The sequence below is a fragment of the Clostridium sp. CCUG 7971 genome, assembly GCF_017590215.1.
In the GTDB taxonomy this organism is placed as follows: Bacteria; Bacillota; Clostridia; order Peptostreptococcales; family Peptostreptococcaceae; genus Faecalimicrobium.
Window position 1 is genome coordinate 1 of the sequence record NZ_JAFFPK010000030.1, and the last position, 11,486, is coordinate 11,486.

Consider the following 11,486-nt stretch of genomic DNA (forward strand, 5'->3'; position numbering starts at 1 on the left):
AAGTGGTTACAAATAAAAAATAGGGGAGAAAAAAATGTCTTATAAAAGAAAACTAAAGGGAATAAGAGTAAGCAAGGGTTTTACACAAAAAGATTTGGCAATTCTTATAAACATGTCAAGATCAACTTATGCGAAAAAAGAAAATCAAAAGAGTACATTTTCAATAGAAGAGGCAATTAAAATATCTAAAGCTCTTGGGGTAAGTTTAGAAAGAATATTTTTAAATAATTAAAAATAAGGGGAGATTTTAATGTATGATTTAAAGATTTTTGAAAATGAGGAGTATGGGCAAATAAGTGTAATAGTTGAGGATAGTAAAGTATACTTTGAATCAACTAAAGTGGCTAAGAGTTTAGGATACGCTAATCCTCACAAAGCAATAAAAAACCACTGTGAAAAAGAGGGACTAACGATTCGTTCGGTAGAGGTGGTAACTGGTAAAAAATTAGATGGAAGTAATGCTAAGCAAAGGGTAAATAAAAAGTTTATGGATGAAGGAAATCTTTATAGACTAATTTTAAAATCAAAGCTATCATCTGCTAAAAAATTTGAGGCTTGGGTTGTAGAAGAAGTACTACCAGCTATAGGAAAACATGGAGTATATATAGAAGAGAAATTAGTAGATGAAATTTTAAATAATCAAAATTTTTTAATTAAATTAGTAGCAAATTTAAAATATGAAAAAGAAAAGGTACAAATATTAAACAAAACAATAAAAGACTATGAACCTTATATAAAAATAGGTAAATTAGTAGGAGAATGTGAAGACTGTATAAGTATAGGAGCTTTTGCAAAACTTTTAAATACCCTTGGAATAAATATAGGAAGAAATAGATTATTTAATTGGTTTAGAAATAATGGATATCTTATGAGCCAAGGAATAGAAAATCATCCAAAACAAAAATACATAGAACAAGGTCTATTTAGAACACGTCAGTTTATAATAAACACAAATCATGGAAGCGAAATTAAAATAACTACTTATATAACAGGGAAAGGTCAAAAATATTTTATAGACCTTATAAAGGGGGATTTTGAATATGAAAATACTTACAAATATAATTAATAAGAAAAATAAAGAGTGTAATTTACCATTTGGAAGTAAAGAATTTGGAAGCTTTTTAAAAGAAACTTATAAAGAAAGTATTGATGAAACAATTTTATTAAATGAAGATTTATATTCTAACTTACTGGAGTATGATGAAATAATAGATAATTTAAATAAACTTGAAGGAAGGAAAAAAGTAATAGAACATACACTTCAAAATGAAATGAAAGAATATGAAAAAGCATTTTGTATTGATCGAAAGATAACATGGAAAAAGGTAACTAAAAACAGTATAGACAGTAAAAAGCTTAAAGAAGATCATCCAGATATAGTTAGTAATTATATAAAAGTAAGTAGCAATAGAGTTTTTAAAATTAAATAGGAGGAGTTATGGCAATATTTAGAAAGGTACATACAGAATTTTGGAGAGATCCTAGAGTATTAGAAGAGCTGACTCCAGAAGGTAAACTATTATTTTTATATACACTAACAAACCCAAATACTACACAAATAGGTATTTATAAAATAACAAAAAAGCAGATGGCATTTGAACTTGGATTTTCAACTGAAAGTATAAATGCCCTTATGGATATATTTGAAAATAAGTACAAATTAATAAAATACAATACAGAAACTAGAGAACTAGCAATAAAACATTGGGGAAAATACAATCTAGATAGAGGAGGTAAGCCTATAATAGACTGTATTAAAAAGGAACTAAAATATGTAAAAGATAAATCACTTATACATTATATAAGTGAAAACATAGAAAGGCAAGAGATAAAAATACTCTTTGATAATGTATATAACGATACGTCATACGAATCGTCACCAAATTGTGTACAAGAAAAAGAAAAAGAAGAAGAAAAAGATAAAGAAAAAGAATTAAATAAATTAAAAACTTTTAAAGATAGTACAAAAAACGGGGATGAAAAAAACTATGAAAGATTTACAAACAAGTATTCAAAGTCTGAATATGCCAAATCACCTAAAGGTGAAGATGAGCCAATTTATAAAAAGCCAAGTTCACAGCAACTTGAAAAAGTCAGAAGAATGTTACAAGGATGATGATTATAAAAAATATAACTGTAATAAATGTAGAGACTTGACTTTTATAATAAAAGATAATACAGCAACACCTTGCGAGTGTAGAGGATTAATAGAAGCTAAAAATATACTTAGAAATAGTGGAATAAGTGAAGAATTTAGAAAAAAGACATTTGAAAATTACAACTATTCTTTTGATACCCAAAGCCTAGATGCATTTTATAAAGCTAAAACTTATGTTAAAAATTTTAATGAAATAAAAAGTAAAAGAAATAATTCAATACTATTTATGGGACAAGTTGGTTCAGGAAAAACTCATTTATCAATGGCTATTGCTAATAATCTAATGGATAGTGGTATTGGTGTTATATACATGCCATTTAGAGATATTATAACTCAGATAAAACAAAACATAATGGATGAGGAGTATTATAGAAAAACTATAAGTAGATATAAATTTGCAAATGTACTTTTAATTGATGATCTTTTTAAGGGAAGTATTAGTAAAAGCGATATTAATATAATGTTTGAGATAATAAATTATAGATACTTTAATAATTTAGCAATGATTATAAGCAGTGAAAAAAGATTTGATGAACTTATTGATATTGATGAGGCACTTGGAAGTAGAATAATAGAAATGAGTAAAGGATACGTAGTAGAACTAAAGGGTAGGAAGTTAAATTATAGACTTTATGGAGGGTAGTTAACCGCTTGGACTCAAGTATAAATTCATCTCCATAAAGGCATAAATCGCCTTTTAAATGTCGATAGAATTTACACTTGAGTCCTTCGCTAGGTTATTGGTAAAATTATTTTAGTTTTATTATGTTTTTAGATAGTTCATTTATACTTTCACTTAGTATTTGTAGTTTGCCTTCAATTCGAATTAGTAAGTACATACTAACTGCTATTGGAAAGCCTACTGAGGTTATAAGTGCTTGAAGTTCTAAGTTCATAATATCATCCTTTAAGCCACCGCATGGGAGCTATCCTTTCTATAATTTTAGGCTATGCTTTTAAAGCATAGCCTAATGTATTAGTTTAAAACTAGGTCATATTCAGTTGTATCTGTAACTACAACTTTTGCATCAATAACTGATGTTAACTCAGCACCATTTGGAGCAAATATTCCTTTAGCAAGTACTGCCTCCATTGCTGTTTTTATTTCATCTTCAGTTAAATCTTCTCTTGGATCGTCTATTGATAAAGATACTTTTTTATCATCGTTAGTTTTAAAAGTCATTATTAACCTTTTGTTAGTTTCCATTATTTAACCCTCCTTTTAATTTTTATGCATCAAGTGATGTGTTATCTTGCTTTATAACATCTATTATATTGTGTTCTTGAAGACTCATTAAAGCGTCTGCAACAAAGTAAATATCTTCAGCTGATGCATTAGGTTTTACATTTGAAAAGCTTTTGATTTTAGTTTTTGTTTTTCCATTTACCATTCCTAGGTCTAGTTTCACTTTTAATGTAGATGGATTTTTTGTTTCTATAACAGCCATTTAAATTACCTCCTTTTAAATTTTTTAGCCATGTGTGAGCGATATGAAATGGTTCGCCCATACATCTCAAGCGCAGCGAATTTTTGTAAGAAGTTTTATCTTCTTATAGGTTAAGTATAGAAGTTTTGAGTTAAGAAAGATAATAAACTAATTTGCAAAAATAGGATAATCTTAGATGATATAATTTAAGTAAATATTGGGGGGATATGATGAGGGTTGATGATTTGATTTATGATGATGTTCCAGATAATTTAAAGGATATATCTATGGTTATAGGTATGGATAATTTTATTGAGCTAATTAAGGTGGTCGGTGGTACTTCTGTTTATTTTCCAAGTGAGAATAATATGTTAAAGGCTGTTAGAAATAGAAGGATAAGAAAAGAGTTTAGTGGAGATTATAAAAAGATTTCAAGAATGTATGGAATAAGTGAAGTTCAGGCTAGAAAGATTTTAAGAAGAGGTTGTAATAGTAATAAAAGCGATAAAAAGTTATAAAATTTAAATACTTTTTTATAGATAACGAAAAATATAAGTATAAAAAATAGATTGAGGTTTACAATTTTAATCATAAAGTTAAAGGTCATATCGAAAATGGATTATGCCCTTTTTATATTTAAATTAAAGTTCTTAATTTATAATAATTCTAAGCTTTAATTATAGGCTATGTTAGCCCTCTTCGTGATAGATATAGCATAAAAACAACCACACCTTAGACTTTTAAATGCATTGGATTCTAAGATGTGGTTAATTCTATAAATTACTATAAATTGGAATTTGGTTATATATTGAAAACCTTAAATTTGTTAATTATCTAATTTATGCTTTCTATTTCCATTAATAATTCATAGATATTAAATTTTCTATTTCCTAGTATAGTTACCTCAATTTCTTTATTAGGATATACTGTTGACTCAAAGCTAACACCAGGGTCTCCACCAGCTATAAAATATTTATAAATACCATCATCTCTTTTTACTATATAAATACCATAACCATAGTATACGTCGTAATTAACATATACTTGTGGGGTCAATAATTCATTAGTAATATCCTTATTTAATAATTTATAATTTAATAATCCATCCCATAGCTTACTTATATCATTAGCTGTTACAAAAACTCCACCATCTCCTCCGCCAACTATTGGAATTGAAAATATATTAGTTTTTAAAGTACCATCACTATTTTCTTCGTATCCATAAGCACAGTTTTTAGGTAACATGTCCATACTAAAATAACCACTTGAATTCATTTCTAAAACATTAAAGATGTGTTCTTTTACAAAGTCAACAAATCTTATTCCACTTACTTTTTCAACTATATAAGCTAGGATTACATATCCTCCATTATTATATTGGTATTTTTCACCTGGCTTACAAATACTTTTTTGTCTTATAATAAGAGGAAGAAAATCTTTTGGTTCTTTCAGCATATACATAGGAGTACTTATTTCAGTAAAATCTACATAAAAATAATCTGGCAATCCTGAAGTATGTGTTAATAAATGCCTTATTGTTACATTTTGATCAAAATTATCACAATCTATATATTCTTTTAATAATGAGTCAAACTTAAGTTTTCCTTGTTCAACTAACTTACATATAGAAATTGCAGTTAATAATTTAGCTCCTGAAGCAATTCCAAACCTTGTATTAATATTATTTATCCTATCATTTGAAATATCAGCAAAGCCATAAGCCTTTTCAAATAAGACCTCTTTAGCTCTATTTATTCTTATGACACCTGAAAATTCTTTCATATTATTAATTTTATCTTCTATTAATTTTATATTTAAATTTTTATCCATATAATTTTCCCCTTTTTAATCTTCTATAATCTCCAATAAAAAAAATCATTTGCTGCCAAATGATTTTTAGATGTACACAAAATAAACGTACTTATTTTTATTTAACTAAGCACATCCATGATATATAATCTAACTTTGGCAACACGATAAAACGCACCCTCAGTACGCCAAAAAACTATGTCATTCCAAAATAGATTACTTAATCATTTCAGCACCTCTTCCGTATTTAATATAATTATTATACTATAAAATCAATATTATGTCTAAAGATTGTGACAAATTGGAATTTACCAGTTTATTAAATATCTGTATTTTATATCACCTTTACAAATTCCTATTTATCTATATATTATCAGAACTATTCTTAATTCGTATTATATAACAATTGCGACTTTAACTGTATTATAATTTTATTACAATTAAAAAAATAATGCTTACGTTAAACGTATTATACATATATAGTATGTTTAACATAAGCATTATTAATATATATCTTTACATTGACATTTTGGGAATTTGTATCCATTTGCAAATTTACTTTCTTTAACATTATCTCTAATTTCAGAAGAATTAAATAAAGTACTTAATACTTTTTGTGCTAGTGAAATTAACTCTGTAAGTTCATTTTTTTAAATATTTTATGATAGCTTTTATATCTACTTTTGGCATAATACTATAATAAAAACAAGTACAAAATTGGTATATAATGTGAAATAAAGATATTTTTGATATTGTATAAATCTAATAAATAAAAGGGGGAGAAACAATGTTTTTTATAATATTCGTACTATTGGGAATGTTCTTTATTGGGGAAGGAATTTACTGTATTAAATCTAAAAAAGAAGTCGCTTTTGGTTTTTGGACAAATGGAAAAAAACCTCAAATAGAAGAAAAAAATATAAAAGCCTACAACAAAGCCTTGGGCAAACTATGGTGTGTATTTGGTTTTTTCTTTATATTATTAGGAACACCATTTTTATTAGGTGAAGAACAAAATTCTCCGCTTTTTATAATTTCAACGATAGGTAGTATTTTAGGAGTTATTATATTAATTGCTGTCTATACAATAAAAATTGAAGGAAAATATAGAAAGAAATAAGAATATATACCTTCAATTTGTAAGACAGTTTTTATAAAAAATATTAATATAATGCGAACAGAAAAGTAGGAGTATATAAATCAATCGATATACCCCTACTTTTTGTTACTAAAATTGTTCGTAATATATTAATATTGTTCATTGAGCCTAATCATTAAGCTGAAATTACTGATACATCTTATATACTTAAAACAACTCTTTTTTCTTATATAGTTTATATCCAAATATCACTATTGCAGTTAGTATGATATACGTAAATATCTCTACATATATTGTATTATTAATTTCTATCCCATTAATATAAATCATATTGTTTCTATTAAATATTCCACATATACAAACTAATAAAAATAATATATATTTTTGTTGCTTTGATTTGTGATATTTAATAATAGAGAGTAATGAAAATCCTAACAATATCACAAACATTACCGTATCTCCTATTGAAAATGGCATAAGGTTCACCTCCTTATAAACATATTTATTCATTACTTAAAGTTTAGCAAGAGAATTATAAGATTTTATAGCTAACTCGCATTATATAATAATTGCGAACTTAATTATATTATACAGAATATTCAATTATTTTCCAATTCCAAAATAGTTTCATTGATTTGAAGCACAGTTTCTTACTTGACCTAAATATAAAAATAATAGTAAAGGATTAATCAACTTTAATATATCCTCTTATTAAATTTTTTTATATCTATTTTAGTATATTGTTTGTTTAATATCGTTTATTTTAATATAATTATAGATAAATAGGAATTTGAAGGAGTAGAGATATGAAAAATGAAAATATAAGTTATTTGGGGTTAGGACTATGCCTTGGTGTTACTTTAGGTTTAATATTTAAAAATTTAGCTATTGGTTTATCACTTGGGTTACTTATTGGAGTAGTATTAGATAGTAACAAAAATAAAAATAAATAAAATTTCTAAAGTAGAGTATATCTAATAAAAATACCATTAAAATTCGTATAAATGGATTTTAATGTATTTTTATTAGATATCTTTAGGTAATAGTATATTATATATATAAGTATATAATTTTCATAAAAAGTGGGGTGATTATGGAAAAGGGATACGATGAATTTATAAAAATAGAAAATGAAATTTATAAAAATGCTAAAGTAAATATTCCTGATAATCTAAGCACAGGAAATATTCAATTAGATAGGGGAATTAATTGGATAAGTGAAAGTTCTAATACTATACTTGACTTTGGTTGTGGTAGTGGAAGTATAATATTTTATTGTGCTATGCGCGGAGTTAGTAAACTAATTGGCATTGACTTATCTAATGAAGGAATTAAATTAGCTAAAGAAAGAGCAAATTTAATGAAATACGGAACATATAAATTTATATTAGGAAGTATTTCAGAAATAAATCAGATAAAAAGTGAATCAATTGATGCAGTAATTCTTTCAAATATAATTGATAATCTAAGACCAAATGATTCTATAGCAGTTTTAGAACAAGTTAAGCGTATATTAAAAGAAGGTGGTAAAGTTTTAATAAAACTTAATCCATATATAGAGCCAGAGAAGTTTAGCGATCTTAAACTAAAAGTTATAGAAGATGATGTTATTGATGATGGTATGCTTCTATGGAATCAGACAACAGACAAATGGAGAATTTTATTGACAGTGTACTTTAAAGAAAAAGACTTTATCCATGTATATTTTGATGAGTATAATATGTTCAATAGAATGTTTTTTATGATTAAGTAAATTAAATTTAATGTTCAAAAAACATATGTTTTGACGAACATGCTTAACTACTCTATAACATATCTAAATGTATCTTTATACTATACTATATTTTATATTTCACTCCGAAAAAATGTTATCTTAGTCCATTTTTAACCTATTTTGCATTTTATTTTGTATAATTACTAACTAATCTTAGAAATTAAATAATTTTAAAATTTTTATACGTTAAGGTTGGACATCGTCTAAGGAGGTTAATAAATGAAAAAAAATATAGTAAGCATTTTAATTTTACTTATATATGGAACTCCCTTTGTATTTATATCAATGTATTTAGATTATACACAAAGGTCAATGTTAGGATATTTGATTATGATTTTAGCCTATATATTCTTATCATGTATACATAAACTTAATAATAACAAATATATTATTTTTTTAGGAAACTTTATATCATTTTTATTATCATATTTGTTAGCTAATAGAGTAACAAGTGGTGGATGGGGAGGATATTTTAAACCATTTTGGCCTAGTGATTTTGTAATTTTTATAACTATATTAAGTATATTACTACAATTATTCTTTAAAAACTTAGTAAATAAAATAAATAGATTGTAAGGGCATTTTACTAGTTATCTTTTAAAATGTTTTAGAGAATAGTAATTATAACATTAATTATTATTAAGGTTATAATTTAATTAGATTTAACAATTGTTATATATTATGAATTTAGCTATTAATAATAAGGGGGGAAAGCTTTGGAGTGGATGATTTTGATTTGTTTTATTTGCACCATGTTTTATTCTTCATATCCAGGAAAAATAAAAAAACTTGAAAATAAAGTGAAAAAACTTGAGAGAAATCAGAAAGGGGATTGTGAGATGTCAAATATAATAAATTCACTTATAGGGAAAAAGTGTAAAATAAAAACAGAGGACGGATTACTTTATGGTGGAAACGGAGAAGTAAATTTTTTAATATTAGAGGCTGATGATGAATGGATAAAACTTTCTTATATAGATAAAAAGCATGGTACAAAAATAAGAGTTATAAGAATTGATTCCATATCTAATATTGAGTTAATCTCAGAATAATAATATAACTATATATAAGGAGAATATAATTATGGACATAATCAAATTTATAAATTCAAATGTAGATCCTTTTATTATGCAACTTTTAATAGTTCCATTTATATCAATTGGACTAGGTGTTTTTGTATCTAGAAAAACAAGAGTAGTTTTCTTAGCACCATTAATTACTTTTGTATTAAGTTTTATATACACTAAGTTCTTTTTAGGTTTACCATGGGAGAAGATACTTAGATTTGAATGGGGATTTATATTCTCTACTTTATCATTAATAATTGCTTTAATATTTAAATTCAAATCGAAGAAATACTAAAAGTTACAATTTATAAGATTAATTATAGATGTAACTAACGATACTTAAAATTTAATATTAGGGACTAAGTTATGTATTTAAAACAAATAAAATGCCCCTATAATTCAAATAAATGAATTTTAAGGGCATTTTTAAAACAAGTTTTTAGGGAGTAGTTAATTTTAATTACGTAATATATAATCGAATTGACAATTATATTATTTAACTATTATGTAAATAGAGATTTATGGAGAAGATTAATTAAATAATAGGGGGTAAAAATGAATATTATATCTATTAAAAAGCAACCAGAGTATGCTTCGATCGCAATAAAATATTTTCAAGAAAAGTGGGCAAATGAAGACACTCTAAAAGTGTATGAAGATTGTATCAATAACTGTATAACAGCACAGGGACCACTTCCACAGTGGTATCTTCTTTACAGCAATGATGAAATTATTGGGGGTGCAGGTTTGATTACTAATGATTTTATCAGTAGAATGGATTTGTATCCTTGGATGTGTGCATTATATATTGAAGAAAAATATCGTGGAAATTCTTACGGTAAGCTGTTACTTAATGAGGCAAAGAAGGATGCAATAGATGCTGGCTTTAATAAACTATATTTATGTACTGATCATATAGGATATTATGAACGTTACGATTTTGATCACATAGGTATGGGGTATCACCCATGGGGAGATGAATCTCGTATCTATGCAACAACACTTAACAAAATAAAATAAGTATAACGATTACCTAAATAAATTTTTAGGCAATAGTATTTCTTAAATGTGGATAAATAGTTCTACTTTAGTATACATATGATAAATCCTATTTTATAATATAATTTTGTTATATATTTCTAGTATTTTAAAGGGGGAAAATTATAAATATGTTTAATTTTATTATAGATATTGTAGATGCTATAATAGATATATGGGAAACTTGGAGAGAAAAAGATGAAAAGATATTAAGTAAGTTAATTTGCACTATTATGACTTTAGGATTTCTTATTATAAGTGCAAAAATTTGGTTATAAACAGGAAGTTTTGGGATGGGAGAGTATTTATTATGTTTTTTAATACTGAAAAAATAAGGTTAGATAAAGATTATTATAGACTAACAATAATAATACATATTCTGTTATATTATATGCCTATATCTCAGCTTAGAAATAAGAATTGGGACTTTAACTTTGCGAAAACTGGTAATTATACTGGTTTTATAGTACTAATAACAATTTCTTTAGTAATGGTTATCGTAGAAAGAAATAAAGCTAACACTTAGTAAAATTACTTAGTGTTTTTCTATATTCAAAATAAGTATTCATATTAAAATAACAAGTCTTAAAATTTCACTTTAGAGACTAGTTTATGTATTTTACATAAAGTTAAAGCCCTTAAAATTCAAATAAATGAATTTTAAGGGCTTTTTTACTAGATATCTTTAAATGTGTTTTTAGAGTATAATATATTATTTTTTATATTTAACTCCCAAATAAACTCATTTTAATCCATTTTTAATTATTTTTTTGAAAGTTTTTATATAATTAACTCATGTCTAAATAAAGCAGTTTAATTTTTATAATTCCCTTTTATTACTTAACTATAAATATAGACAGATTTATATCATGTTTATGGGAGTTTGCAGGACGAAGGCAACAAATATTGAGATTTTAAGTATTTTGAAAATACAACAGTATATAATTTAAAATTGGTAGGTATATTATGATATTAAAAAAATTAAAAATCAAAAGATGCTTAATAGTTTCATTATCAGCATTACTAATATGTTGTACTTTTACCAGTACATCATTTGTGGAAAAGAATTTAGATAGTAAAAATCAAAATAATTTAGATAGTGAAAATCAAAAAA

Annotated in this window: 20 protein-coding genes and 1 pseudogene; 15 read left to right on the forward strand and 6 right to left on the reverse strand. The window is 25.3% G+C overall.

What is annotated here, in order from left to right:
- The first annotated feature begins 34 nt into the window (after nucleotides 1-34).
- From JWF52_RS04075 to JWF52_RS04095, 5 genes are read left to right on the forward strand one after another with little or no spacing between them, the layout of a single operon-like run.
- Nucleotides 35-232, forward strand: coding sequence for a helix-turn-helix transcriptional regulator (locus tag JWF52_RS04075; protein WP_208332080.1), 198 nt, complete (start codon nucleotides 35-37; stop codon nucleotides 230-232).
- Between the two features lie 18 nt (nucleotides 233-250).
- Nucleotides 251-1,066 (forward strand): phage antirepressor KilAC domain-containing protein, encoded by an 816-nt coding sequence (locus tag JWF52_RS04080; RefSeq protein ID WP_208332081.1) that lies wholly within the window; start codon nucleotides 251-253, stop codon nucleotides 1,064-1,066.
- Nucleotides 1,041-1,430, forward strand: a complete 390-nt coding sequence (locus tag JWF52_RS04085; protein ID WP_208332082.1) for a hypothetical protein — start codon at nucleotides 1,041-1,043, stop codon at nucleotides 1,428-1,430. Before JWF52_RS04080 ends, JWF52_RS04085 begins: the two co-directional genes overlap by 26 nt.
- Before the next feature lie 8 nt (nucleotides 1,431-1,438).
- Entirely contained in the window at nucleotides 1,439-2,116 is a 678-nt protein-coding gene (locus JWF52_RS04090) for a hypothetical protein (protein ID WP_208332083.1), read from the forward strand.
- Nucleotides 2,085-2,801: an ATP-binding protein gene (locus JWF52_RS04095; RefSeq protein ID WP_286183995.1), complete on the forward strand. Its 717-nt coding sequence runs from the start codon at nucleotides 2,085-2,087 to the stop codon at nucleotides 2,799-2,801. The genes JWF52_RS04090 and JWF52_RS04095 overlap by 32 nt, the downstream gene beginning before the upstream one ends.
- 106 nt (nucleotides 2,802-2,907) lie before the next feature.
- On the opposite strand, the gene JWF52_RS04100 is transcribed toward JWF52_RS04095, so the two are convergent.
- The 3 genes from JWF52_RS04100 to JWF52_RS04110 all read right to left on the reverse strand — a co-directional run bounded on the left by JWF52_RS04100 (nucleotide 2,908) and on the right by JWF52_RS04110 (nucleotide 3,606).
- Entirely contained in the window at nucleotides 2,908-3,054 is a 147-nt protein-coding gene (locus JWF52_RS04100; RefSeq protein WP_208332084.1) for a YvrJ family protein, read from the reverse strand.
- Between the two features lie 80 nt (nucleotides 3,055-3,134).
- Nucleotides 3,135-3,365: a DUF2922 domain-containing protein gene (locus JWF52_RS04105; protein WP_208332085.1), complete on the reverse strand. Its 231-nt coding sequence runs from the start codon at nucleotides 3,363-3,365 to the stop codon at nucleotides 3,135-3,137.
- Between the two features lie 22 nt (nucleotides 3,366-3,387).
- Nucleotides 3,388-3,606: a DUF1659 domain-containing protein gene (locus tag JWF52_RS04110; RefSeq protein WP_208332086.1), complete on the reverse strand. Its 219-nt coding sequence runs from the start codon at nucleotides 3,604-3,606 to the stop codon at nucleotides 3,388-3,390.
- 206 nt (nucleotides 3,607-3,812) lie between these two features.
- On the opposite strand from JWF52_RS04110, the gene JWF52_RS04115 reads away from it, so the two are divergent.
- Nucleotides 3,813-4,103, forward strand: coding sequence for a Mor transcription activator family protein (locus tag JWF52_RS04115; RefSeq protein WP_208332087.1), 291 nt, complete (start codon nucleotides 3,813-3,815; stop codon nucleotides 4,101-4,103).
- A 316-nt stretch (nucleotides 4,104-4,419) separates the two neighbouring features.
- Here the strand turns inward: JWF52_RS04115 and JWF52_RS04120 are convergent, their stop codons facing one another.
- Together JWF52_RS04120 and JWF52_RS04125 are read right to left on the reverse strand one after the other, a co-directional pair.
- Complete coding sequence (locus tag JWF52_RS04120; RefSeq protein ID WP_208332088.1) at nucleotides 4,420-5,415, reverse strand: serine hydrolase domain-containing protein; 996 nt, start codon at nucleotides 5,413-5,415, stop codon at nucleotides 4,420-4,422.
- A gap of 488 nt (nucleotides 5,416-5,903) precedes the next feature.
- Nucleotides 5,904-6,084: pseudogene (locus JWF52_RS04125) on the reverse strand (IS1595 family transposase); the annotation flags it as partial.
- A 97-nt stretch (nucleotides 6,085-6,181) separates the two neighbouring features.
- Here JWF52_RS04125 and JWF52_RS04130 point away from each other — a divergent pair.
- Nucleotides 6,182-6,514: a hypothetical protein gene (locus JWF52_RS04130; RefSeq protein ID WP_208332089.1), complete on the forward strand. Its 333-nt coding sequence runs from the start codon at nucleotides 6,182-6,184 to the stop codon at nucleotides 6,512-6,514.
- Between the two features lie 186 nt (nucleotides 6,515-6,700).
- On the opposite strand, the gene JWF52_RS04135 is transcribed toward JWF52_RS04130, so the two are convergent.
- The gene (locus JWF52_RS04135; RefSeq protein ID WP_208332090.1) at nucleotides 6,701-6,970 is read right to left on the reverse strand and encodes a hypothetical protein; all 270 of its coding nucleotides are present in this window, start codon (nucleotides 6,968-6,970) and stop codon (nucleotides 6,701-6,703) included.
- 329 nt (nucleotides 6,971-7,299) lie between these two features.
- Here JWF52_RS04135 and JWF52_RS04140 point away from each other — a divergent pair, with 329 nt between their 5' ends.
- From JWF52_RS04140 to JWF52_RS04175, 8 genes are all read left to right on the forward strand, one after another.
- Nucleotides 7,300-7,446, forward strand: a complete 147-nt coding sequence (locus JWF52_RS04140; protein ID WP_208332091.1) for a glycine zipper domain-containing protein — start codon at nucleotides 7,300-7,302, stop codon at nucleotides 7,444-7,446.
- Between the two features lie 140 nt (nucleotides 7,447-7,586).
- On the forward strand, nucleotides 7,587-8,246 hold the full coding sequence (locus tag JWF52_RS04145; RefSeq protein WP_208332092.1) for a class I SAM-dependent methyltransferase: 660 nt from the start codon (nucleotides 7,587-7,589) through the stop codon (nucleotides 8,244-8,246).
- 240 nt (nucleotides 8,247-8,486) lie between these two features.
- A complete protein-coding gene (locus JWF52_RS04150; protein ID WP_208332093.1) occupies nucleotides 8,487-8,843 on the forward strand; it encodes a hypothetical protein in 357 nt (118 codons plus the stop codon).
- 263 nt (nucleotides 8,844-9,106) lie between these two features.
- Nucleotides 9,107-9,319, forward strand: coding sequence for a hypothetical protein (locus tag JWF52_RS04155; RefSeq protein ID WP_208332094.1), 213 nt, complete (start codon nucleotides 9,107-9,109; stop codon nucleotides 9,317-9,319).
- Nucleotides 9,320-9,350: 31 nt separating this feature from the next.
- The gene (locus JWF52_RS04160) at nucleotides 9,351-9,629 is read left to right on the forward strand and encodes a DUF2651 family protein (RefSeq protein WP_208332095.1); all 279 of its coding nucleotides are present in this window, start codon (nucleotides 9,351-9,353) and stop codon (nucleotides 9,627-9,629) included.
- A 260-nt stretch (nucleotides 9,630-9,889) separates the two neighbouring features.
- Nucleotides 9,890-10,354: a GNAT family N-acetyltransferase gene (locus JWF52_RS04165; protein ID WP_208332096.1), complete on the forward strand. Its 465-nt coding sequence runs from the start codon at nucleotides 9,890-9,892 to the stop codon at nucleotides 10,352-10,354.
- A 149-nt stretch (nucleotides 10,355-10,503) separates the two neighbouring features.
- The gene (locus JWF52_RS04170) at nucleotides 10,504-10,650 is read left to right on the forward strand and encodes a hypothetical protein (RefSeq protein WP_208332097.1); all 147 of its coding nucleotides are present in this window, start codon (nucleotides 10,504-10,506) and stop codon (nucleotides 10,648-10,650) included.
- A gap of 32 nt (nucleotides 10,651-10,682) precedes the next feature.
- Nucleotides 10,683-10,898, forward strand: coding sequence for a hypothetical protein (locus JWF52_RS04175; RefSeq protein ID WP_208332098.1), 216 nt, complete (start codon nucleotides 10,683-10,685; stop codon nucleotides 10,896-10,898).
- Nucleotides 10,899-11,486 lie beyond the last annotated feature (588 nt).